Annotated in this window: 22 protein-coding genes and 2 tRNA genes; 10 read left to right on the top strand and 14 right to left on the bottom strand. The window is 66.6% G+C overall.

Annotation, left to right across the window (positions count from 1 at the left end):
* The first annotated feature begins 15 nt into the window (after positions 1–15).
* Positions 16–1,044, top strand: a complete 1,029-nt coding sequence (locus AC56LK_RS22815; protein WP_497186752.1) for an AI-2E family transporter — start codon at positions 16–18, stop codon at positions 1,042–1,044.
* 73 nt (positions 1,045–1,117) lie between these two features.
* Entirely contained in the window at positions 1,118–1,723 is a 606-nt protein-coding gene (locus AC56LK_RS22810) for a PEP-CTERM sorting domain-containing protein (protein WP_497186751.1), read from the top strand.
* A gap of 53 nt (positions 1,724–1,776) precedes the next feature.
* On the opposite strand, the gene AC56LK_RS22805 is transcribed toward AC56LK_RS22810, so the two are convergent.
* The 5 genes from AC56LK_RS22805 to AC56LK_RS22785 all read right to left on the bottom strand — a co-directional run bounded on the left by AC56LK_RS22805 (position 1,777) and on the right by AC56LK_RS22785 (position 4,097).
* Positions 1,777–1,851, bottom strand: a tRNA-Val gene (locus tag AC56LK_RS22805).
* A 134-nt stretch (positions 1,852–1,985) separates the two neighbouring features.
* Positions 1,986–2,060, bottom strand: a tRNA-Val gene (locus AC56LK_RS22800).
* Between the two features lie 26 nt (positions 2,061–2,086).
* Positions 2,087–2,806: a DNA polymerase III subunit epsilon gene (gene dnaQ / locus AC56LK_RS22795; protein ID WP_497186750.1), complete on the bottom strand. Its 720-nt coding sequence runs from the start codon at positions 2,804–2,806 to the stop codon at positions 2,087–2,089.
* A gap of 62 nt (positions 2,807–2,868) precedes the next feature.
* A complete protein-coding gene (rnhA, locus tag AC56LK_RS22790; RefSeq protein WP_436106149.1) occupies positions 2,869–3,327 on the bottom strand; it encodes a ribonuclease HI in 459 nt (152 codons plus the stop codon).
* Positions 3,324–4,097, bottom strand: a complete 774-nt coding sequence (locus AC56LK_RS22785) for a class I SAM-dependent methyltransferase (protein ID WP_497186749.1) — start codon at positions 4,095–4,097, stop codon at positions 3,324–3,326. Before AC56LK_RS22785 ends, rnhA begins: the two co-directional genes overlap by 4 nt.
* A 47-nt stretch (positions 4,098–4,144) precedes the next feature.
* Here AC56LK_RS22785 and gloB point away from each other — a divergent pair, with 47 nt between their 5' ends.
* Positions 4,145–4,948 (top strand): hydroxyacylglutathione hydrolase, encoded by an 804-nt coding sequence (gene gloB, locus AC56LK_RS22780; RefSeq protein WP_497186748.1) that lies wholly within the window; start codon positions 4,145–4,147, stop codon positions 4,946–4,948.
* Positions 4,949–4,980: 32 nt separating this feature from the next.
* On the opposite strand, the gene aceB is transcribed toward gloB, so the two are convergent.
* Complete coding sequence (gene aceB, locus AC56LK_RS22775) at positions 4,981–6,570, bottom strand: malate synthase A (RefSeq protein ID WP_497186747.1); 1,590 nt, start codon at positions 6,568–6,570, stop codon at positions 4,981–4,983.
* 156 nt (positions 6,571–6,726) lie between these two features.
* Between aceB and AC56LK_RS22770 the strand changes: the two genes are divergently transcribed.
* A complete protein-coding gene (locus AC56LK_RS22770) occupies positions 6,727–7,629 on the top strand; it encodes a LysR family transcriptional regulator (protein ID WP_497186746.1) in 903 nt (300 codons plus the stop codon).
* Between the two features lie 60 nt (positions 7,630–7,689).
* Here the strand turns inward: AC56LK_RS22770 and AC56LK_RS22765 are convergent, their stop codons facing one another.
* From AC56LK_RS22765 to AC56LK_RS22750, 4 genes are all read right to left on the bottom strand, one after another.
* Positions 7,690–7,893, bottom strand: a complete 204-nt coding sequence (locus AC56LK_RS22765) for a cold-shock protein (RefSeq protein ID WP_027867533.1) — start codon at positions 7,891–7,893, stop codon at positions 7,690–7,692.
* Between the two features lie 344 nt (positions 7,894–8,237).
* Entirely contained in the window at positions 8,238–8,585 is a 348-nt protein-coding gene (locus AC56LK_RS22760) for an Hpt domain-containing protein (protein ID WP_497186745.1), read from the bottom strand.
* 24 nt (positions 8,586–8,609) lie between these two features.
* On the bottom strand, positions 8,610–9,260 hold the full coding sequence (upp, locus tag AC56LK_RS22755; protein ID WP_436106155.1) for a uracil phosphoribosyltransferase: 651 nt from the start codon (positions 9,258–9,260) through the stop codon (positions 8,610–8,612).
* Between the two features lie 104 nt (positions 9,261–9,364).
* Positions 9,365–11,026 carry an isovaleryl-CoA dehydrogenase gene (locus tag AC56LK_RS22750; protein ID WP_497186744.1) on the bottom strand — a complete coding sequence of 554 codons (1,662 nt, stop codon included), beginning with the start codon at positions 11,024–11,026 and terminating at the stop codon, positions 9,365–9,367.
* A 355-nt stretch (positions 11,027–11,381) separates the two neighbouring features.
* Here AC56LK_RS22750 and AC56LK_RS22745 point away from each other — a divergent pair, with 355 nt between their 5' ends.
* Positions 11,382–13,115, top strand: coding sequence for a putative bifunctional diguanylate cyclase/phosphodiesterase (locus AC56LK_RS22745; protein WP_497186743.1), 1,734 nt, complete (start codon positions 11,382–11,384; stop codon positions 13,113–13,115).
* A complete protein-coding gene (locus AC56LK_RS22740) occupies positions 13,112–14,605 on the top strand; it encodes an HDOD domain-containing protein (protein WP_497186742.1) in 1,494 nt (497 codons plus the stop codon). Before AC56LK_RS22745 ends, AC56LK_RS22740 begins: the two co-directional genes overlap by 4 nt.
* 13 nt (positions 14,606–14,618) lie before the next feature.
* Here the strand turns inward: AC56LK_RS22740 and aroC are convergent, their stop codons facing one another.
* Positions 14,619–15,713, bottom strand: a complete 1,095-nt coding sequence (gene aroC, locus AC56LK_RS22735; RefSeq protein WP_497186741.1) for a chorismate synthase — start codon at positions 15,711–15,713, stop codon at positions 14,619–14,621.
* A gap of 206 nt (positions 15,714–15,919) precedes the next feature.
* Here aroC and AC56LK_RS22730 point away from each other — a divergent pair, with 206 nt between their 5' ends.
* Positions 15,920–18,211 carry a putative bifunctional diguanylate cyclase/phosphodiesterase gene (locus tag AC56LK_RS22730; protein WP_497186740.1) on the top strand — a complete coding sequence of 764 codons (2,292 nt, stop codon included), beginning with the start codon at positions 15,920–15,922 and terminating at the stop codon, positions 18,209–18,211.
* A 10-nt stretch (positions 18,212–18,221) separates the two neighbouring features.
* Here AC56LK_RS22730 and AC56LK_RS22725 read toward each other — a convergent pair whose 3' ends face one another.
* A complete protein-coding gene (locus AC56LK_RS22725) occupies positions 18,222–18,674 on the bottom strand; it encodes a CBS domain-containing protein (protein WP_436106161.1) in 453 nt (150 codons plus the stop codon).
* 182 nt (positions 18,675–18,856) lie between these two features.
* On the opposite strand from AC56LK_RS22725, the gene AC56LK_RS22720 reads away from it, so the two are divergent.
* The 3 genes from AC56LK_RS22720 to AC56LK_RS22710 are packed head-to-tail and all read left to right on the top strand — an operon-like array spanning position 18,857 to position 21,304.
* On the top strand, positions 18,857–20,167 hold the full coding sequence (locus AC56LK_RS22720; protein WP_497186739.1) for an O-acetylhomoserine aminocarboxypropyltransferase: 1,311 nt from the start codon (positions 18,857–18,859) through the stop codon (positions 20,165–20,167).
* 1 nt (position 20,168) lies between these two features.
* Entirely contained in the window at positions 20,169–21,002 is an 834-nt protein-coding gene (locus AC56LK_RS22715) for an alpha/beta fold hydrolase (protein WP_497186738.1), read from the top strand.
* Positions 20,999–21,304: an Mpo1-like protein gene (locus AC56LK_RS22710; protein ID WP_497186737.1), complete on the top strand. Its 306-nt coding sequence runs from the start codon at positions 20,999–21,001 to the stop codon at positions 21,302–21,304. The genes AC56LK_RS22715 and AC56LK_RS22710 overlap by 4 nt, the downstream gene beginning before the upstream one ends.
* Before the next feature lie 15 nt (positions 21,305–21,319).
* Here the strand turns inward: AC56LK_RS22710 and AC56LK_RS22705 are convergent, their stop codons facing one another.
* The gene (locus AC56LK_RS22705; protein ID WP_497186736.1) at positions 21,320–21,514 is read right to left on the bottom strand and encodes a hypothetical protein; all 195 of its coding nucleotides are present in this window, start codon (positions 21,512–21,514) and stop codon (positions 21,320–21,322) included.
* Between the two features lie 79 nt (positions 21,515–21,593).
* Positions 21,594–22,940: a YihY family inner membrane protein gene (locus AC56LK_RS22700; protein WP_497186735.1), complete on the bottom strand. Its 1,347-nt coding sequence runs from the start codon at positions 22,938–22,940 to the stop codon at positions 21,594–21,596.
* Positions 22,941–22,965: the final 25 nt, after the last annotated feature.

Raw genomic sequence — 22,965 nt, 5'->3', positions numbered from 1 at the left:
CATTAAAGGAGCCGGATGCGCTACTCGTCACTCGTGCTGCCGGTGCTGTTCGCAACCGCGCTGGCCTTCCTGCTGCAGCACTTCCTCGGCTCGCTGGCCTGGGCCGGCCTGCTGGCGGTCATCACCTGGCCGCTGCACGAACGCCTGCAGGCGCGCGGCCTGCCGCGCCTCGCCAGCGCCGGCGTGCTGGTCGGCCTGCTGGTGTTCTGCTTCCTCGGTCCCTCGCTGCTGCTGGTCAAGGCCCTCGGTAACGAACTGGTCGGCCTGCAGCGCCTGCTGGCCGAGCTCAACCAGGTCGGCGTTCCGGCCCCTGCCTGGCTGGCCGGCATCCCGGTCGTCGCCGAGCGCATCCTCGCCTGGTGGAACGAGCACCTCGCGGTGCCGGGCGGGTTGAACGCACTGATCCAGACCACCCTCGGCGACGTGATGCCGCACCTGACCGGCGCGGCGCGCTTCTGGGGCTCGGTGATCCTCGCCAATGCGCTCTACCTGTTCCTCACCCTGCTGACCCTGTTCATCCTCTACCTGCACGGCCCGGCCGTGGTGCGCTACGTCGACGGCGCAGGCAGCCGCCTGCTGCCCGACCACTACGGCAACCTGCGCCGCATCCTGCCGCTGTCGGTGCGCGGCACCGCGCTCGGCCTGTGCTCGATCGCGGTGCTCGAGGGGATCGTGCTGGGCATCGCCTACTACATCGCCGGCGCCCCGGCCCCGGCCATGCTGGGCGTGATTACCGGCTACCTGGCCCTGATCCCGGGCGGCGCCCCGCTGTCCTTCACCATGGTGTCGCTGCTGCTGCTCGGGCAGGGCCATGCCGGCGCGGCGCTCGGCCTGTTCACCTGGGGCGCGGTGGAACTGTTCATGGTCGACAAGTTCATCCGGCCGAAGCTGATCGGCCACCGCGTCAACCTGCCCTTCCTGGCCGTGCTGTTCGGCCTGCTGGGCGGTGTGTCGACCCTGGGCGTCATCGGGCTGTTCGTCGGTCCCTTCATGATGGCGGTGCTGTTCAGCTGGTTGCGCGCCGCGCAAAGCACGACGGGCTAGCGGAGGACGGCTCAACAGTGCGCCGCGAAAATTGTTTATTAGATAATAATGAACATTATTTCCGGAGACGCCGATGAAACTCGCATCCACCCTGGCCCTCGCGGCCTGCCTGCTCGCTCCCCTTGCCGGCCAGGCGGGCGTCATCTACGAATGGCGCCCGACCAACGACGGCACCCCGCGCGACATCACGTTCCGGCTCGAATTCACCCAGCAGACCGTGGATAGCGGCGCCTTCAGCTTCGTCCTTCCCATGCACGACGACCGCTCGTCCTATCCGGATTCCGGCCTGCTGTCGCTGCTGTACACCTTCCCGGGCATTGCCGGTTACATGAGCTACCAGCCGCCGACCGAGAAGTTCCGCAATGGCCTCGGGCACCTGAACATGGACATCCGCTTCGAAGCCGGCGGCTATCTGAGCGGACGCATCTATGCCAACAATGCAGAGAGCCATATCGACATGCGCTCAGCCGGCACGCTGTTCACAATCGTCGACGCCAACAGCGACGCCGGCATGCCCGGCGCCGGCTGCGGCCGCTTCGCCTGCGGCGGCGCGACGGGCTACCTGCGCGATGTGCGCATGAACGAGGTCCCCGAGCCGCATGCGCTGGCGCTGTTCGGACTCGGTGCATTGGCTGCGCGCGGCGCACTCCAGCTTCGGCCGCGGCGACGCCAGGCCTGAGCGCACATGCAAAAAAGGCCCGCAACGTTTCCGTTGCGGGCCTTTTGAAATCCTGGTGGGAAGTGCAAGTTTCGAACTTGCGACCCCTGCAGTGTGAATGCAGTGCTCTACCCCTGAGCTAACCTCCCGAGTGCGCGTATTATGCACTAACTATTGAGATTCATCAATATCAAACTGCAATCACCGGCATTTGCATCGATCGCGCATGCCTTGCTGCAGAAACAAAAAAGCCGCACTGTGCGCGGCTTTCCTGATGAATCCTTGGTGGGAAGTGCAAGTTTCGAACTTGCGACCCCTGCAGTGTGAATGCAGTGCTCTACCCCTGAGCTAACCTCCCGAAGCGAGGCGTATTATGCCACAGGATCACCCTGCCGTCACCCCTGCTGGAGAATAATTCCTCCACACACAGCTGCCTTTTACGTTCTTGTCGAGGCCGGCCAGTACCTCCTCGTGCGCGGCGAGCTCGTCGCTGCTTGCCGCGAGCACGATGATCTCGCCCAAGGGGCCCGCATCGCCCAGCTCGCCGCCGGCACTCGCCTCGACCGCCATATCCATGGTCAGTGAGTTCTGGCCGCGCGTCATTGCGAGATACACGTCCGCCAGCAGCTCGGAGTCGAGCAGCGCGCCGTGCAGCTTGCGGTGCGCATTCGAGATTTCGTAGCGGTCGCACAGCGCATCCAGCGAGTTGCGCTTGCCCGGATGCAGCTCCTTGGCCTGCACCAGGGTGTCGATCACGCCGTTGCAATAATCCGTGAAGGGCGGCAGCCCCAGGCGTGCGAACTCGGCGTTCAGGAAGCCCAGGTCGAAGGGGGCATTGTGGATGATGACTTCGGCGCCCCGCACGAAGGCGCGCAGTTCCTCGGCGATCTCGTGGAACTTCGGCTTGTCGCTCAGGAATTCCGTCGTGAGGCCGTGGACGGCCAGCGCCGCCTCGTCCGAATCGCGCTCCGGATTGATATAGCGGTGAAAATTATTCCCGGTCAGCTTGCGGTTGAAGATCTCCACGCAACCGACCTCGATGATGCGGTCGCCCGTGCGGGGATTCAGGCCGGTGGTTTCGGTATCGAGGACGATCTGGCGCATGGGCGTTTACTGATGAGTTGGAGCGAGCCGCAGTATAGCAAACCGCGGCTGCAACAACTGTCTTATCGGCGCACGGACGCTGCGCCGCGGTTGGCGAGCACGTCGGCACGCTCGTTGCCCGGATGGCCGTTGTGGCCGCGCACCCAGCGCCATTCGACCGCGTGCTGCTGCTGGGCCAGGTCGAGCGCCTTCCACAGGTCGTCGTTCTTGACGGGCTCCCTGGTCGAGGTCTTCCAGCCGCGCGCCTTCCAGCCGTGGATCCACTCCGAGATCCCCTTCTGCACGTACTGGCTGTCGGTGTGCAGCACCACCTGGCAGGGGCGGTTCAGCACGCCCAGCGCCTCGATCACGGCACGCAGCTCCATGCGGTTGTTGGTGGTGTTCGGCTCGCCGCCGAAGATTTCCTTTTCGTGGCCGCCCGAGACCAGCAGCGCGCCCCAGCCGCCGGTACCGGGATTGCCCTTGCAGGCGCCGTCGGTGAAGATTTCCACCTTGCTTGAATTGGTTTGTGTGTCGCTCATTCTCTATTCGCAGCCGGCACTGCTGCCGGGCGCTTGCTCGTTTTCTTGTTCCATGCAGGTCCGATGATGTGCATGCCCTTGACCCGCTTGATGGCGTGGACCACGTACACGGCGCCCAGGTAGGGCCACCAGCGCCGGCCGGCCGACTCCATCATCGAGAACCGGCTCAGCCAATGGGTTGTCCGGCACGGCGGAGCGTAGCAGCCGAAGTGGCTGCGGCTGACGCCGAGATTCAGCAATTTTAACCAGTCCTTCAGGCGCGGCATAGAGATGAACTCGCCGGAGGCCGGCAGGTAGCCGCTGCGGGTCACCTTGCCCACGCCCTGGCGCATGCCCCACAGGCTGGCCGGATTGAATCCGCAGATGATCAACTGCCCTTCCGGAATCAGGACGCGCTCGACCTCGCGCAAGACCTGGTGCGGTTCGCTGGCGAACTCGAGCACGTGCGGCAGCACCACCAGGTCGATGCTGTGCGATGCGAAGGGCAGCTCGGAGAAATCGAGCGCCACCGCGATCTGCTTGCCGCTGGCCGCGAAGGCCAGCTCGTCGGCGGTCGAGGTGCGGATCGCCGCCTGCCACTTGTTGGGCATGCGGCTGGCCGCCAGCGCATCCAGCTGGGGCACGCCGATCTGCAGCGCATTGAAGCCGAAGATATCGACCGTCAGCTCGTCGAGGCAGGCCTGCTCGAAGGCGCGCACGTAGGCGCCCGCCGGCGATTGCAGCCAGTGGTCGAGCGCTATAATGGATTTTTCCGATGCCGCGCTGTCCATACCACCCTTGAGCCTTCCCTATTTCACCTGCTGTTCTACACCACACCATGACGAGCCCAGCGCATAGCGACCTGTCGGTCCTGACCCTACCCGCCTTCAACGACAATTACCTGTGGTTGATTCATGACGGCGTCAACGCGGCCGTGGTCGACCCGGGCGACGCCGGACCGGTCCGCGACGCGCTGGCCGAACACCGCCTCACCCTGACTGCCATTTTACTCACCCATCACCATGCTGACCACATCGGCGGTGTGCCGTCCCTGCTGGCAGACAATCCGGTGCCGGTATTCGGGCCGCGAAATGACGGAATCGAGGGCATCACCCGGGCCCTGGGCGAAGGCGAGCGCTTCACCGTGCCCGGGCTCGACCTGGAACTCGCGGTGCTGGAGGTGCCCGGCCACACCCTGGGGCACATCGCCTACGTTCGGTGCACCCCGGGTGCGCACTGGCTGTTCTGCGGCGACACCCTGTTCGCCGGCGGCTGCGGCCGGCTGTTCGAAGGCACGCCGGCGCAGATGGCGGACTCGCTCGCCAAGCTGGCGGCCCTGCCCGACGATACACTGGTTTACTGCGCGCACGAATATACGGTGGCGAACCTGCGCTTTGCGCAGGCGGTGGAACCCGACAACCAGGGTCTGGCCTTGCGCATGAAGGACGCGAGCGAGAAGCGCGGCACCAGGCTGCCGACGGTGCCCTCGACCATCGGGCTGGAGCGCGGAACGAATCCCTTCCTGCGCTACACGGAGCCGGGGATCGTGAAAAGCCTGGTGGAGGCCGGCAGGCTGGAGGAAGCTGCGTCGGCGGTGGAAGCCTTCGCAGCTTTGCGGGAGTGGAAGAACGTGTTCAAGTAGGGTGGACGGTAAAACAGTCTACCCAAGGACCATCAGATTTCTTCGTACAGCGGCAAGGTCAGGAACTCCGCAAAGTTCTCTGAAGTCGACATCTGCTCGAAAATCTCGGCCGCACGCGCATAGCTCGGGTTGTCGCCATTCGGCGCGTCGCCCTTCACTTTGGCCAGCTCTTCCGGGATCATTGCGCGCACCATCTCCGCCGTGACCTTGCGGCCGTCTTCCAGCACGCCCTTCGGCGAGCGGATCCATTGCCAGACCTGCGAACGGCTGATCTCGGCGGTCGCCGCGTCTTCCATCAGGTTATGGATCGGAACGCAGCCATTCCCCGCCAGCCATGCGCCGAGGTAGTGGATGCCGACGTTGATGTTGTAGCGCAGGCCCGCTTCCGTGATGGGCGCCTCCGGCTTGAAGTCGAGCAGCTCGCGCGCGCTGACTTCGACGTCCGGACGCTGCTTGTCGATCTGGTTGGGCCGGTCGCCCAGCACCTTGGTGAACTCGGTCATCGCCAGCTCGACCAGCCCCGGGTGGGCCACCCAGCCGCCGTCGTAGCCGTCGGTCGCGTCGCGCGCCTTGTCGATGCGCACGCCGCCCATCGCGACCTCGTTCTTCTCCGGGTCGTTCTTGATCGGAATCAGGGCCGCCATGCCGCCGATCGCCGGCGCGCCGCGCTTGTGGCAGGTCTTGAGCAGCAGCAGCGCATAGGCCCGCATGAAGGGCGCGGTCATGGTTACCTTGGCGCGGTCGGCCAGGCAGAAGTCCTTGTCCAGCTTGAACTTCTTGATGCACGAGAAGATGTAGTCCCAGCGGCCTGCGTTGAGGCCGGCGCTGTGCTCGCGCAGCTCATACAGGATCTCGTCCATCTCGAAGGCGGCCAGGATGGTCTCGATCAGCACGGTCGCCTTGATGGTGCCGCGCGGCAGGCCGAGCGCTTCCTGGGTCATCACGAAGATGTCGTTCCACAGGCGCGCTTCCAGGTGCGATTCCATCTTCGGCAGGTAGAAATACGGACCGGCGCCGCGCGCCAGTTGCTCCTTGGCGTTGTGGAACATGAACAGCGCGAAGTCGAAGATGCCGCCCGAGACGCGCCTGCCGTCGACCAGCACGTGTTTTTCGTCGAGGTGCCAGCCGCGCGGGCGCACCACCAGCGTGGCCACCTTGTCGTTCAGCTTGTAGGTCTTGCCGTTCTGCTCGAGCGAGATGCTGCGGCGCACCGCGTCGACCATGTTGAGCTGGCCGGTGATCTGGTTGTCCCAGTTCGGCGTGTTCGAATCCTCGAAGTCGGTCATGTAGCTGTCGGCGCCCGAGTTCAGGGCGTTGATGACCATCTTGCGTTCGACCGGGCCGGTGATTTCGACGCGCCGGCATGCGAGCGCCTGCGGAATCGGGGCGATCTTCCAGTCGCCGTCGCGGATATGGGCGGTCTCCGGCAGGAAGTCCGGACGATCGCCGGCGTCCAGACGTCGCGCACGCTCGGCGCGCATGGCCAGCAATTCCTGGCGGCGCGGCTCGAAGGCGCGCGACAGCCGGGCGACCAGTTCGAGTGCGGCCGGGGTCAGGATGTTTTCGTAACCGGGCTTGATTTCGGCGGTGATCTGCATGCCGGCGGGGGTGGCGATGGTCATTGCGCTAACTCCTGTAAGTGGAAAACCGGTGTCGCCGAAGACGCGCAGCCTGCGCCTTGGCGTTTGTCATAGCATCAAGTATATTCACTTCCAGATAGCTAAACGATACATTTACTCACTACATCTGTGCGTTTTTGTATCAAATCAGGAGGATGATTGGACAAGTTCAGGCAGATTTCCACCTTCGTCGACGTGGTGGCGCGCGGCAGCCTGTCGGCGGCGGCGCGGGCCGAAGGCATCGCGCCGGCTATGATCGGACGGCGCCTCGATGCCCTGGAGGCAAGGCTGGGGGTCAAATTGCTGCAGCGGACCACGCGCCGCCTCGTCCTCACCGACGAGGGCGCCGCCTTCCTCGAGGATTGCCAACGCATCCTGGTCGAACTCGAGGAAGCCGAGTCCGCGGCCACCGAGCGTAGTGCGCGCGCCACCGGCCACCTGTTCGTATCGGCCCCGGCCGGCTTCGGGCGCCAGCACGTGGCGCCCCTGCTGCCCTCCTTCCTGGCCGAGCACCGCGAAGTCACGGTCAACCTGAACCTGACCGACCGCCTGGTCGACGTCGTCGGCGAAGGCGTGGACGTGGCGATCCGGATCGCCAGCCTGAACGACTCGAACCTGGTCGGCACCAAGCTGGCCGACAACCACCGCGTGGTGGTCGGCACGCCCGCCTACCTGAAGCGGCACGGTCGGCCGTGCGTGCTGGCCGACCTGGCCAGGCACAACTGCCTGGCGATCAGCAGCGAAGGCAGCCAGCGCGGCTGGACCTTTCTCGACAAGGGCAAGCCGGTCACGCTGAAGGTGGGCGGGAACATGGAATGCAACGACGGCGCGGTGCTGCACGCCTGGGCGCTGGCCGGCAAGGGCCTGGCATGGCGCTCGATGTGGGAAGTGGGCGCGCAGATCGCTGCGGGCGAGCTGTGCACGGTACTGGACGAATTCGCCGCGCCCGGCAACGACATCCATGCGGTATTCGCGCAGCGCCAGCACCTGCCCCTGCGGATCCGCGCCTTCGTCGACTTCCTGCGGCGCAGCTATGCGCAGCCCGAGTACTGGCGGATCTGAATCCGATAGGCAAAAAAAATCCCCGGCTACCCGGGGATTTTTGCTATCGCTGGAGAGCGATTACAGCGGCTGGATGTTCGCGGCCTGCTTGCCCTTCGGGCCAGTGGTCACGTCGAACGAAACGCGCTGGTTCTCTTGCAGCGATTTGAAGCCGTTGCTCTGGATTGCCGAGAAGTGTGCGAACAGATCTTCGCCGCCTTCATCAGGGGTGATGAAGCCGAAACCCTTCGAGTCATTGAACCATTTAACGATGCCAGTTGCCATTACAATTTCCTATTTCAGTTAAGTTGGGCTTACGCCCGTTTAAGATCGTTTGAAGAAGCAAGAAAGAAATGACAGACAGACTGCACTACTATCTACAACCCAACGATCCTGCATTATACCGAATAAAAACGGCGCGACACGCACTTCGCAAAATAAAAAAGCGGGTTTTCGCAACAATTCCCATAAAACTTCCTTACTTCAACTTTTATAGGCGGGTTCTGATTCGGCAGTAGGGAAAATATAGGCCATCGAGTGGCGGGAAATTTGCGCGAGATCAAACGATTCTGCAATCATGTATTGCGATAGAACATAATCGCGATGTCGCTGACAGGTTAGTGCTGACTTCAGCCGAGGCCGTGCGGGTCGCGCCGCGCCGCCTCGACGAACTGGCCCAGCTCGTGGAGCCAGGCCGCCCATTCGCTGGCGGCGACGGCGTCGAAGGTCGTCAGGACGCGCAGGCGCTGCTCGAGCGCGCGCGCATGCTGGCCCAGGCCGCGGTAGCCGAAGGTGACGGCCGAACCGGCCATGGTGTGCAGCATCGCCTGCAGTTCGCCGGCGGCGGCGGCCGGGGCCAGGGGATCGAGCTGGGCGCCGAGCGCGCCGAGACGCTCGAGGATGGCCGGCAGCCGGCCGGCGAAACTGGCGTTCGCCGTTGCCAGGCGCGAGAAGAACTGCTGGTCCGCCGCGTGCATGGTCTCCCCTCCCCTTGATCCGGCTTACTTGGTGCCGAAGATGCGGTCGCCGGCGTCGCCCAGGCCCGGGACGATGTAGGCGTCCTCGTTCAGGTGCGAATCGAGCGAGGCGACGTAGACCTTGACGTCCGGGTGCGACTTCTGGAACACCTCGATGCCTTCGGGCGCGGCCACCAGGGCCAGGAACAGGATCTGCTCGCTCGGCACGCCGCGCTTCTTCAGCACGTCGACCGCGTGCACCGCCGAATTGCCGGTCGCGACCATCGGATCGCACAGGATGAAGGTACGCTCGTTGGTATCCGGCAGGCGCACCAGGTATTCGACCGGCTCGTGGGTGTCCGGGTCGCGGAACACGCCGATGTGGCCGACGCGCGCCGACGGCACCAGTTCCAGCAGGCCGTCGCTCATGCCGATGCCGGCACGCAGGATCGGCACGATCGCCAGCTTCTTGCCGGCGATGACCGGGGCCTCGATGGTCATCAGGGGCGTCTGCACGGTGCGCGTGGTCAGCGGCAGGTCGCGCGTGATCTCATACCCCATCAAGAGCGTGATCTCCCGCAGCAGCTCGCGGAACGTGCGCGTGGAGGTGTCGTGCTCGCGCATGTGGGACAGCTTGTGCTGGATGAGCGGGTGGTTCAGGATGAAGAGGTTGGGAAAGCGCGGGTCTTGTTTCATGGTCGGTATTAAACGAATTTTGTGTGAAGCCTGGGGCGCCATTATCCCAGCCGCGCGGCCGTTTGTCCTTTTTTTCTGCACATTTCGACAAGTCGGGCCGCGCTTCAGGGACGCAGGGCCCGCTCGAGGATCGCCGCACAGTCGGCGGCCGCCGGCAGGCGCCCGAAGGCGCCGCCCGGCTCGACGGCGATGCGCGAGGCGACGAAGGCATCGGCGACATAGCCCGGCGCATGGCGCAGCAGCAGCGCCGCCTGCACTGCCAGCACCAGGCGCTCGGCCAGGCGGCGCGCGCCGCCCTCGTCCCGGGCCAGGACCGGCAGCTCGTCGAGCAGCTGCTGCGCATAGGCGCCAAAGCGGGCATCGAGGCCGGCGGCGGGCAGCAGCTCGGCGGCCAGGGCCGCGTGCGCCTCCGGCAGCGACTTGCCGAGCGCGCGCAGCACATCCAGGCACATGACGTTGCCCGAGCCCTCCCAGATCGAATTCACCGGAAACTCGCGGTACAGGCGCGCCAGCGGTCCGTCCTCGACGTAGCCGTTGCCGCCCATGACCTCCATGGCCTCGGCGCCGAAGGCCGGTCCGCGCTTGCAGATCCAGTACTTGCCGGCCGGCGTCAGGATGCGTCCCAGCAGTGCCTGGGCCGGGTCGTCCTGTTCGTCGAAGCAGCGCGCCAGGCGCAGCGCGAAGGCGGTGGCGGCCTCGGATTCCAGCGCGAGGTCGGCCAGCACGTTCTGCATCAGGGGCTGTTCGCTGAGCAGCCGTCCGAACGCGCTGCGTCCGCGCGCGTGGTGCAGAGCGTGGCACAGCGCGGCGCGCATGATGCCGGCGCTGCCCAGCACGCAGTCGAGCCGGGTGTAGGCGCCCATTTCGAGGATGGTCGGGATGCCGCGCCCCGGCTCGCCGACCATCCAGCCGAAGGCGTCGTGGAACTCGACTTCGGACGAGGCATTGGAGCGGTTGCCCAGCTTGTCCTTGAGGCGCTGCACGCGGATCGCGTTGCGGCTGCCGTCCGGCAGGAAGCGCGGCACGAAGAAGCAGCTCAGGCCCGCATCGCCGCCACCCCCGGTCTGCGCCAGGATGAGGTGCGCGTCCGCCTGCGGGACCGAGAAGAACCATTTATGGCCGACGATCCGCCAGGCGCCCTCGTGCGCCTCGCCGCGCGGCAGCGGCGTGGCGCGGGTGGTGTTGGCGCGCACGTCGCTGCCGCCCTGCTTCTCGGTCATGCCCATGCCGACCAGGGCGCCGCGCTTCTGCGCGATGGGCAGCGAGCGCGGGTCGTACTCGCTGGAGAGGATCTTCGGCAGCCATTCGGCCGCCAGCTCAGGCACGCGGCGCAGCGCCGGCACCGAAGCGAAACTCATGGTCACCGGGCATTGCGCGCCGTTCTCCACCTGCCCGAACAGCAGGTATTGGGCGGCGCGCGCGACCTGGGCGCCGGGACGCGGCGCGCGCCAGGGCGCGGCGTGGGCGCCGGCCCCGATCAGCATCGCCATCAGCCGGTGCCAGGCCGGATGGAACTCGACCTCGTCGATCCGCTTGCCCATCCGGTCGTAGCTCACCAGGCGCGGACCGTTGACGTTGGCCACGCGCGCCAGGTCGAGGGTCTCCGCGCGGCCCAGTTCGGCCCCAAGCGCATCCAGGTTCTCCCCGGCCCAGTCCGCCCCCTCGCGCTCGACCGCTTCCAGCAGCGCCGGATCGCAGCGGAACAGGTTCACGTCGGCGAAGGGGGTGGCCTGGTTCAGGACCTCATGGGTGTCGAAGGAGTTCATTTTTCGCTTTCTCAACCGATAAACATCAGGAATACCGCGGCCAAGTGTTGCATCCTGACATCAAATTTGGACTAGCCATCGAGCAATAATTTGCTAGAGAGCAATAATCGGCGACAATAGTCGTGTACGTATAGCTTGTCCAAGCTACAAGAACGCTAACGCAAAGCCTGCATCGACGCAAGCCGCTGCGTTAGGACAAACTGCGTGGCAAGACGGGTGAAACGCGAGCGGGCTTGTGATTTTTAATGCCTTTCGGAATCTTTCAATGCTAGAGTCAGCCTTGGTTTGGTAGACTTGCATGGTTTACACGTGTCCTGTCAGCGCGTGCCAGTAACAACAAGGCAGACATTAAAGAATGCACACCAGTTCCACCGCCGCCAAGTTCGAGCCCCGCAAGCAGCCCCCTGCGCTGCTCGACAGCCTGCTCGAAGCGGCCGGCGACATCGTGTTCCGCGTTGCCCTCGGTGGCCAGGTGCGCGCCGCCAGCCGCCGCGCCCTGACGCTGAGCGGCGTGGAAGCGGGCGGCCGCCCGCTGGTGTCGCTGGTCCATGACGTCGACCAGCCGGCGCTGCGCAATGCCCTGGCCAGCGCCGGCGCAAGCGGCGACCCGGTCCTGCTCGAAGCGCGCTTCCGCTGCGGCGAGCGCGACATCAGGTTCGAACTGCGCATTGCCCTGATCACCTCCGGCGACGATGCCCCGCTGCTCGTCATCGGCCGCGACATGTCGGCCCAGCACGCAACCGAAGAGCGCCTGCGCCACATGGCGACCCACGATTCGCTCACCGAACTGCCGAACCGGGTCCTGCTGTCGGACCGCATCCGCATGGTGATCGCCAACGCACGGCGTTCCGGCCAGGGTTTCGCGGTCGCGACCATCGGCCTGGACGGCTTCAAGAAGGTCAACGACGGCCTCGGCCACGCAGTCGGCGACGCTGTGCTGCGCATGGCCGCGGGCCGCCTGCGCCGCACCCTGCGCGACAGCGACACCCTGGCCCGGGTCGGCGGCGACGAATTCGTCGCGGTCCTGCCGGGATCCGCCAACGAGGCCCAGATCAAGCTGGTCACCGGGCGTTTGATGGCCGCCCTGCAGTCGCCCTTCGAGATCGACGGCCACACCATCTACCTGGCCGGCTCGATCGGCGTGGCCACCTATCCGGACCATGCCGAGGACGAAGTGCGGCTGGTGACGCTGGCCGACACCGCCATGTCGCGCGCCAAGGAGACCGGCAAGGCGCGCTCCGTCACCTACAGCCCGCGCGACCAGGGCCCGCCCGAGCACGACATCTCGCTCGAGGCGGCGATGTTCAACGCGGTGCGCGAAGGCGAATTCCAGCTCTACTACCAACCGATCGTCGACGCCCGCAGCCGCACCATCGAGGGCTTCGAGACCCTGATGCGCTGGAAGCACCCGACCCTCGGCATGGTGCCGCCGGTGCGCTTCATCCCGATCGCCGAGACCAACGGCCTGATCAACCTGCTGGGCGCCTGGGCGCTGAAGGCGGCCTGCATGCAGGTGCGCCAGTTCGAGGAAGTGGCCGGGCGCGAGCTGTACATCTCGGTTAACATCAGCCCGCGCCAGTTCAGGAGCGACAAGTTCCTGACCGTGCTGGACGATGCGCTGGCGCTGTCCGGTACCCCGGGCAGCAAGCTGGTGCTCGAGATCACCGAAGGCACCCTGATGGTCGACCCGGCGCATGCCGAGGCGGTCCTGGCCAAGATGGCCGAGCGCGGCGCCCGCATCGCGATCGACGACTTCGGCACCGGCTATTCGTCGCTGGCCTACCTGAAGCGCTTCCCGATCTCGGTGCTGAAGGTCGACCGCGCCTTCGTCAAGGACCTGCCGGGCGCCGAGAAGGACGCGGCGATCTGCAACGCGGTGCTCGACCTGGCCAAGCACCTCGACCTGTCGGTGGTCGCCGAAGGGGTCGAGACCGAAGCGCAGCTGGCCTGGCTCTCCGATCTCGGTTGCCACTACGTGCAGGGCTACCTGACCGGCAAGCCGATGCCGGCCCATGTGGCGCTCACTGCGCTGAAAGAAAATCTCTACACAGAATTACTGCCGGCCGACTTCCGGGCGGTCAAACCATGACGACATTAGCCGATATTGCGCGCACGCCCCGGGCCGAAGCCACCCTATCCCTGCTGTGGGAGCGCATCCGCAGGCAGGGCGACATGCCGGGCTTCACCAAGGCCATCAACGCGATCCTCGCCTCCATGCGCGGCGAGGACGAGCGCGAGTTCTCGATGACCCAGACGGTGCTGTCGGACCCGGTCCTGACCCAGAAGGTGCTGCGCCTTGCCAACAGCGGCATGTATTCGGCCTTCGGCCAGCGCATCAACACGGTGTCGAAGGCGGTCCTGGTGCTCGGGACCGAGGCCATCGGCCACCTGGCGCTGGGCCTGAAGCTGATCGAGGAATTAGCCAAGTCCACGCCCGACACCGAGACCGCCCACATCGAGATGGAGAAGGCTGTGCTGGCCGGGATGGTCGCGCAGCAGGTGGCGGCCAGCGCGGTATCGCGCGACCCGGAGGAAGCGGTGGTGTGCTCGATCCTGCATTCGCTCGGCCGCATGATGGTCACCTTCTACATGCCGGAACGCTGGCTCCAGCTGCGCGATACCGCAGGCGCGGGCCGCGAGGAGCTTGCCGCCGAAGCGCAGCTCGGCCTGTCGCTGGAAGCCATCGGCCGCGCCACCGCCGAACACTGGGGCCTGCCGCACAACCTGGTGGCCAGCATGCGCCGCGTCGAACCGGGCGAACGCAGCGAAGGCTTCGGCCACGACGACTGGCTGGCCGCGCTCGGCACCATGTCGACCCAGGCCGCGGACGCGCTGTGGCACGACGACGAGGCCACCGCCACCCGCGTGGCGGCCCTGGCCGAGAGTTTCGCACCGATGCTGGGCGTGGAAACCGCCGGCCTGCTCGGCGCCATCGACAAGGCGCGCGAGACCGCCGCCTCGGACCTGACGATCGCTCCGCTGGCCAAGCCGGCCGAGAAGCGCGCCAAGCTGGCCGCCGCCACCCGCAAGCGCATGGCCGGTAACAAGGTCTTGATGAGCGGCGTGGCCGACATGCGCGATGCCGGCGCCAACGCGACGCCGGGCCAGATGATGTCGATGGCGCTCGAAACCATCCACCAGGGCCTGTCCTTCACCCGCTCCTTCGCTTTCCTGCGCAACCGTCGCGAAGGGCGCTACGCCGCCCGCCTGGGCCTGGGCGAAGGCAGCAAGGCGCTGCTGCCGAACCTGGTGTTCGATGACGCCTACGAACCGAACGTGTTCCACGCGGCGCTGGGCAGCGACCGCGTGATCTTCATCGAGAACGCACGCGACGCCAAGTTCGCGGCCAAGCTGCCGGGCTGGTGGAAAGGCACGCTGAACGAGGCCCGCTGCTTCGTCGTGATCCCGTTGTGCGCGCACGGCCAGCCGGCCGGCTTCGTCTACGGCGAATGGGACGACAGCTTCCCCACGGTCGTGCTGAGCCAGACCGAGTTTTCGCTGCTGAACGATTTGCGCGGACTGGTGGTGCGCGCCGTCGAGCGGCGGCACCAGGCCGAGGCGGTGGCGACGCGGGTCTGACCCGCAAGGACGATCAACCCAGCTTTGGCGTCCCTACCCTCACATCCGCGCACTGCGCGCGGTGCATCAGCGCGTGGTCGATCAGCACCAGCGCCAGCATCGCCTCGGCGATCGGCGTCGCGCGGATGCCGACGCAGGGATCGTGGCGGCCGAAGGTCTCGACCATCACCGGATTGCCGTCCTTGTCGATCGAACGGCGCGGCGTGCGGATCGAGGACGTCGGCTTGATCGCGATCGAGACCGTGATGTCCTGCCCGGTCGAGATCCCGCCCAGCACTCCGCCGGCATTGTTCCCGACGAAGCCTTCCGGCGTGAGTTCGTCGCCGTGCTCCGAGCCCTTCTGCGCCACCGATGCGAAGCCCGCACCGATCTCCACGCCCTTGACGGCATTGATGCCCATCATCGCGTAGGCGATGTCGGCGTCCAGCTTGTCGTAGATCGGCTGGCCCCAGCCCACCGGGACGCCGCGCGCCACCACGTCGATGCGCGCGCCGATCGAATCGCCGGCGCGGCGCAGCTCGTCCATCGCGGCTTCCATGCGCGCCAGCAGGTCGGCATCGGCGGTCGCCGCGAAGAAGGGATTCGCATGCACGTGCTCGAAGGACTGGAAGGGCACGGCGATGTCGCCCAGCTGGGTCATGCAGCCGAAGAACTCGGTGCCGAACTGCTCGCGCAGCCATTTCTTCGCCACCGCGCCCGCGCCCACCACCGGGGCGGTCAGGCGCGCCGACGAGCGGCCGCCGCCGCGCGGGTCGCGCACGCCGTACTTGTGCCAGTAGGTGTAGTCGGCATGGCCGGGCCGGAAGGTCTCGGTGATGTTGCCGTAGTCCTTGCTGCGCTGGTCTTCGTTCTGGATCAGGAGCGCGATCGGCGTGCCGGTCGTGACGCCCTGGTAGACACCCGACAGGATCTGCACCCGGTCGGCTTCCTGGCGCTGCGTCACGTGGCGCGAGGTGCCGGGCTTGCGGCGGTCCAGCTCGGGCTGGATGTCGGCTTCGCTCAAGGCCATGCCGGGCGGGCACCCGTCGATGACGCAGCCGATGGCCGGGCCGTGCGACTCGCCAAAAGTGGTTACGGAGAACAGCTTGCCGAAGGAGTTACCGGACATGGTGGGTCTGTTTTCAAAATAGTGGGTTTGTCATTCTACCAGCCTGGCGGCAAGGGTGAGGAAGCGGCCCTCTGCGCGTTTGAACCCGAAAACAGTTGCCGCAAGGATACATTTTTTGTTGCATCGGCCATTTGCAGGGCTTCCATATTGGCAATTACATATATACTGGCTGCTCCAAAAGCCCAGCCACACTGGAGATGTAGCGCATGTCTGCCCCGATGCCGCCCTCAGGCACCACGACCGAAGCCGGAGAAAACCGCGGACAGGACCGCGATGAGCTCGTCTTCGTCGACGAGGCCGACGCTCCCGCGTCCACGACATCCGCGCCGGCCTGGCGCGTCCTGGTCGTGGACGACGACGCCGACGTGCATTCGACCACCACCTTCGCCCTGAAGAACGTCGAGATGCAGGGCCGTCCGCTGGAATTCCTGCACGCCTACTCGGCACGCGAAGCGCGCGCCATGCTCGAACGCGAACCCGACATTGCCGTGGTCCTGCTCGACGTGGTGATGGAGCGTCCCGACGCCGGCCTGCAGCTGGTGCGCCAGATCCGCGAAGAGCTGGGCATGATCGAGGTCCGCATCATCCTGCGCACCGGCCAGCCGGGCTACGCGCCCGAGCTCGAGGCCATCCGCGGCTACGACATCAACGATTACCGCACCAAGTCCGAACTCACCCGCACCAAGCTGTATACGGCGGTCGCCGCCGCGGTGCGCTCCTACCAGCAACTGCGCGCCCTCGACGCCAGCCGCGCGGGACTCGAGCAGATCGTCGCGGCCGGCGCCTCCCTGATGTCGCTGCACGGCGTGCGCGACGTGGCCCAGGGCGTGCTGCGCCAGGCCGCCACCCTGCTCGGCCAGGCGCCTGCCGGCGTGCTGTGCGTACGCGAGAGCGGCCACGGCCGCCCCGACACCCTGCACGTGGTCGCCGCCGCCGGCGAGCATGCCCAGCTCGAGGGACGCGAACTGAGCCCGCAGCGCCACCCGGTGCTGGCCGGCGCGGTCGGACGCACCCTGGGCACCCGCGGCGGCGTCCACGCCGAGGGCTGGCTGTCGCTGCATTTCCCCGGCAAGGCCGGCCGCGATTTCGCCGCCTGCATTCCCTTCGGGCGCAAGGTCGGCGACATCGAACGCCGCCTGCTCGACGTGTTCGCCAGCGTGGTGGCCGTCGGCCTCGACAACGTGGAGCTGGTGACCCACCTGAACCTGGCCGCCTTCCGCGACCAGCTCACCGGCCTGCCGAACCGCACCCGCCTGGTCGAGCTGGTCGACGCGCTGCTGGCCAGTCCGCAGCGCGGCAGCGCCACGCTCGCCCTGGTCGACCTCGACCACTTTGCCGAGACCAACGACGCGCTCGGCCACCATTTCGGCGACCTGCTGCTGGTCGCGGTCGGCAAGCGCCTGGAATCGCGGCTCAAGTCGGGAAGCGATGCGCAGCTGGAAGTGGCGCGCATCGGCGGCGACATCTTCTGCGTGCTGGGCGACGCCGGCGCGGTGCAGCCGGCCGCGATCCAGGACCTGTTCCGCGTGCCCTTCCATATCGACGGCCAGGACGTGCAGGTCTCGGCCACGCTCGGCCTGGTGCGCCTGGTCGAACACGACGGCAGTGGCGCCGACGCGCTCAAGGATGCCGACATCGCGCTCAAGCGCGCCAAGTCGCAGCAGCGCGCCGGCCACTTCTATTTCTCGCGCAGCATGGGCGTCGAGATCCGCGAACGGGTGCGCATGATGCACGCCCTGCGCAGCGGCTTCCAGCGCGGCGAGCTGTTCCTGGCATACCAGCCGCAGGTCGATCTCGCCACCAACCGCCCCTTCGGCGCCGAAGCGCTGCTGCGCTGGCGCACCGAGGACGGACGCCTGGTGGGGCCGGACCGCTTCATCCCGATCGCCGAGTATTCCGGCCTGATCGTCGACATCGGCGAATGGGTGCTGCGCCAGGCCCTGGCGGAACTGGTGCGCCTGCGCGCGGCCGGGCACCGCGCGTTCACGATGTCGGTGAACGTCTCGCAAGTGCAGTTCCGCCACCCGCAGTTCCTCGACATGCTGCGCCGCGCACTGGACGATTCCAGGGCGCCGCCCGAGTTCGTGGAACTGGAAATCACCGAATCGATGGCGATGGAAGAGCCGGCGCTGCTGGTCGAAAAGCTGGCCCAGATCAAGCGCACCGGCGTGTCGATCGCGATCGACGACTTCGGCACCGGTTTTTCCTCGCTGTCGCACCTGCAGCGGCTGCAGGTCGACCGGCTCAAGATCGACCGCACCTTCGTTACCGAAATCACCGGCTCGGCGCGCGGCAGCAGCATCGCCGAAATGGTGATCCAGCTGGGCAGCAACCTGGGACTGTCGGTGATCGCGGAAGGGGTCGAGGACGAACGCCAGGCGCACATCCTGCGTTCGCTGGGCTGCCCGCTGGCGCAGGGCTTCCTGTTCGCGCGTCCACTGACGCCGGAGGCACTGCTGGCGTGGCTGGGGGATCAGGCGCTGACGCAGGCGGCCTGATCCCGGCAAATCAGTCTTCGGTCGCCTGTTCGGCCGGCCAGTCGCGGATATACGCTTTGAGCATGCGGTTCTCGAAGCTCTGCGCTTCCAGCACCGCCTTGGCCACGTCATAGAACGAGATCACACCCAGCAGGGTGCGGGCATTCATCACCGGCAGGTAGCGCGCATGCTTTTCCAGCATGATGCGGCGCACTTCGTTGACTTCGGTGTCCGGGGTGACGGTGATGGGGCTGTCGTCCATCACCTTGCGCACGGTGCCCGAACCGAGGGTGCCGCCCTGCGCATGGAGTTCCTTGATCACTTCGCGGAAGGTCAGCATGCCGACCAGGTCGCCGTATTCCATGACGACCAGCGAGCCGATGTCCTTCTCCGCCATCGTCTCGGCCGCTTGCAGCAGCGGCATGTCGGGCGTGACGGTATAGAGGATTTCGCCTTTCACCTGCAGGATCTCGGAGACTTTCATGGTGGCCACCCCGTCCGGTTGGTTTGTAATTGCAGCAATATTTGTATAACTCATAACTCCGACTGTAGCCGATGCCCGTCAAAAAATCCAGCATCGCACTGATTTGGTGAAACGCAATGTTGCGCAAGCATAAATAGATGCTAGGATGCGGCCCATCGCGTTCCATGGATGAGACAACAACGATGAGCGGTCCCCACTATCCCGGCTTCGACACGCTGGCCCTGCACGCCGGCAGCTCGCCCGACCCGAGCACCGGCGCGCGCGCCACGCCGATCCATTTCACGTCTGCCTTCGCCTTCCGCGATTCCGACCACGCAGCCGCCCTGTTCAACATGGAACGCGCCGGCCACGTGTACTCGCGCATCTCGAACCCGACCAATGCGGTGCTGGAAGAGCGCATCGCCGCACTCGAGGGCGGCGTCGCCGGCATCGCCACCGCCAGCGGCCAGGCCGCGATGCACCTGGGCCTGGCCACCATCGCCGGCGCCGGCAGCCACGTCGTCGCCTCGCGCGCGCTGTACGGCGGCGCCCACAACCTGCTGCATTACACGCTGCGCCGTTTCGGCATCGAGACCAGCTTCGTCGATCCGCGCGACCTGGATGCCTGGCGCGCCGCGATCCGGCCGAACACCAAAGTGCTGTTCGGCGAGACCCTCGGCAACCCGGGCCTCGACGTGCTCGACATCCCTGCCATCGCCGCGATCGCCCACGAGCAGCACCTGCCGCTGATGGTGGACGCGACCTTCACCACGCCGTATCTGCAGCGGCCCTTCGAGCTCGGCGCCGACCTGCTGTTCCATTCGGCCACCAAGTTCCTGTGCGGCCACGGCACCGCGATCGGCGGCCTGCTGGTCGACGGCGGGACCTTCGACTGGGACGCCGCCCACGCCGCCAGCGGGCGCTTCCCGGAACTGTGCGAACCTTACGAGGGCTTCCACGGCATGGTGTTCGCCGAAGAATCCACGGTCGGCGCCTTCGCGCTGCGCGCCCGCCGCGAAGGCCTGCGCGACTTCGGTGCGGCGATGAGCCCGCACAACGCCTTCGCCATCCTGCAGGGCATCGAGACCCTCGGCCTGCGCATGGACCGCCACGTCGCCAACACCCGCCGCGTGGTCGAGTTCCTGCTGTCGCACCCGGCCGTCGAATCGGTGTCCTATCCGGAACTCGAGTCGCACCCGGACCACGCGCTTGCACAGCGCCTGCTGCCGAAGGGCTGCGGCGCCGTGTTCACTTTCAACCTGAAAGGCGACCGCGCCGCCGGCCGCCGCTTCGCCGACGGGCTGCAGCTGTTCTCGCACCTTGCCAACGTGGGCGACGCAAAGTCGCTGGTGATCCACCCCGCCTCGACCACGCATTTCCGGGTCCCAAGCGACCAGCTGGCGGCCGCCGGCATCAGCGAGGGCACGATGCGCCTGTCGGTCGGCCTGGAAGATCCGGACGACCTGATCGACGACCTGAAACGCGCGCTGAAACTGGCGCAGAAGGGAGCCTGAGATGCAATTCGATATCGATGGCGCCCTTGCCTACGCCTACACCGGCGGCAAGGCCTTCGACCCGGCCCTGCCGGCGCTCGTGTTCATCCATGGTGCGCAGAACGATCACTCGGTCTGGGCGCTGCAGAGCCGCTACCTGGCCCACCATGGGTATGCGGTGCTGGCCGTGGACCTGCCGGGCCATGGGCGCAGCGCCGGTCCGGCCTTGCAGAGCGTGGAGGCGATGGCGGACTGGGTCATCGCGGTGGCGCGGGCCGCCGGCGTGCGGCGCGCGCTGCTGGCCGGCCACAGCATGGGCTCGCTCATCGCACTGGAGGCGAGCCGCCGCGCACCCGACCTGGTCGCCGGCCTGGCCCTGCTCGGCACGACCTATCCGATGAAGGTCGCCGACGCCCTGCTCGAGACCGCGCGCACGGATGAACAGGCTGCGATCGACATGGTCAACATCTGGTCGCATTCGTCGATCGCGCACAAGCCGTCCTGCCCCGGCCCGGGCTTCTCGGTGATGGGCGGCGCACGCCGCCTGATGCAGCGCATGTCGGCGCGCAATCCGCACCAGCTGTTCTACACGGATTTTGCGGCCTGCAACAGCTACGCGGGCGGCGAAGCGGCGGCCCGCGCGGTGCGCTGCCCTAGCCTGTTCGTCCTCGGCAGCAAGGACGTGATGACGCCGCCGCGCTCGACGAAACTGCTGACTGGCGCGATCGCCCATGGCAAAATCGTCAGCGTGGACGCCGGCCACCAGATGATGGCCGAAGCGCCCGACGCGGTGCTCGACGCCCTGGCGGGTTTCGCCGCGTCGATTCCTTTTGTGGAGACCCAGGAGACGCCATGACGGCCCGTTACGCCAGCTTTGCGGAATTCTATCCCTACTACCTGAGCCAGCACGCCGACCGCCGCTGCCGGCGCGCCCACTTCATCGGCACCTCCTCGGCGATCGCGGCGTTCGCCCAGTACATCGACAGCCTGAACGCCTGGTGGCTGCTGTTCGCGGTCGTCAGCGGCTATGGCGGGGCCTGGATCGGCCACTTCTTCTACGAGAAGAACAAACCGGCCTCGTTTTCCCAGCCCTGGCTCTCGTTCCGCGCCGACTGGGTCATGTATTGGCAGATGCTGACAGGCAAGCTCAGCTGGTAAGCGAGGACGCTCAGATCATCTCGTGCCAGCTCGCCTTCGACGCGTAGGCGCCGGTGTATTCGCACAGCAGGCCGCGGCCTTGTGCACCTGGCCGGCCACGGCCTGGCGGGCGGCATCGGCCGCGACGTTCTTGAGGAAATCGCCGAACCGGGCGTGACTGTCGAGGGAGACGCCGGCGCTCAGCGCCAGCAGCAGGGAAAGATGTTTCATTGCAGGCGCGCATGGAATCGGGATGCCGCGCAGTGTAGTGCGCGGTCCTGCCGCCGTGACCCATCCTCGGTGGGGGACTTCAGGGAGAGCCGGCGAAGTGCTCCGCCAGCGACTGTTCCAGCCCATCCTCGACCGCGGCTTCCACCCGCCGCGCCAGCGCCGCCGTGTCGAGTGCCAGCGGCGTCGCCGGCGCGCTGTCACCGCCGCCGGCTTCGAACACGAACAGGCGATAGACCTCGGCCAGGCGCAGCTTGCCGGGATCGGCCAGCAGGACCCAGTTGTCGACGTTCTCGCGCGCGCCGCGTCCCCAGCGCGCCCGTGCCGGCAGTTCGTCCTGCACCCTGCCGACCCAGCCGGCCGCCACCATCTTCTCGAGCAGCATCGACATCTCGTCGTAGCCGATGCGCGTATGGGCCCGGATCGCCGCGCTCGACACCAGCGCAGTCCCGGTCAGCTGCGAACTGCCGTGCAAGACCTTGAGCACCGCCATCGCGTCCACGAAGGCGCTGCCGGGCGCGGGCTGGTGCTTCCAGCGCTCGTACTTGACCACCGGCAGCGCGGCCGCCAGCACCGCGCCCAGCAGGGTGATCAGCCAGGACAGGTAGATCCAGACCAGGAACAGCGGCAGCGCGGCCAGGGCGCCGTAGATGATCGCGTAGGTCGGGAACTGGCGGATGAACAGCGCGAATCCGCGCTTGGCGATCTCGAAGGCGATCGCCGCCGCCAAGCCGCCCCACAAGGCGTCGCGCCAGACCACGCGCCGGTTCGGCACCGCCATGTAGAGCAGCGTATAGGCGCCCGTGGTCAGGGCGATCGACACCAGGGTATAGAACAGCGCGCCGACGAAAGGCAGGGATTTCACCAAGCCGCCGGTGGCGCTGAACAGCTGGCCGGTGGCGCTGAGCGAGAGGCCGAACAGGATCGGGCCGAGCGTGATCAGGGCCCAGTAGACCAGCACCCGCTGCGACCAGGGACGCGGACGGCGCACGCCCCAGATCTGGTTGAAGGCGCGCTCGATCATGCCCATCATGGCGGTCGTGGTCAGCAGCAGGAGCACGGCGCCGAGCAGGGACAGGCCCTTGGCCTTGCTGGCGAACTGGGTCAGGTTGGAACTGATGGTATTGGCGATCGCCTTCGGCATCAGGGTCTGCACGAACCAGGTGTCGAGGGCCGTGCGCAACTGGCCGAAGACCGGGAAGGTGGTCAGGATCGCCAGCACGATGGTCAGGAGGGGCACCAGGGCCAGCGTGGTGGTGAAGGTCAGGCTGCCCGCAACCTGCGGCAGTTTTTCCTCGCGCAGGCGGCGCCGCGCGAAGCCCAGCAGGTCGCGGGTTTCACCCAGGGTCAGGCCGCGCGCGCGGTCGACGCCGAGGGCCAGCATATCGGTGGTGGAGCGCGACAGGGAGTGGACGGTTTTGGAAAGCATCGGGTGTTCGATTCGCCCTTTCAAA

This window comes from Telluria sp. ZB4P36, assembly GCF_059685865.1.
The sequence above is the reverse complement of the archived record's forward strand: the minus strand, read 5'-3'. Positions and strand labels throughout refer to the sequence as shown.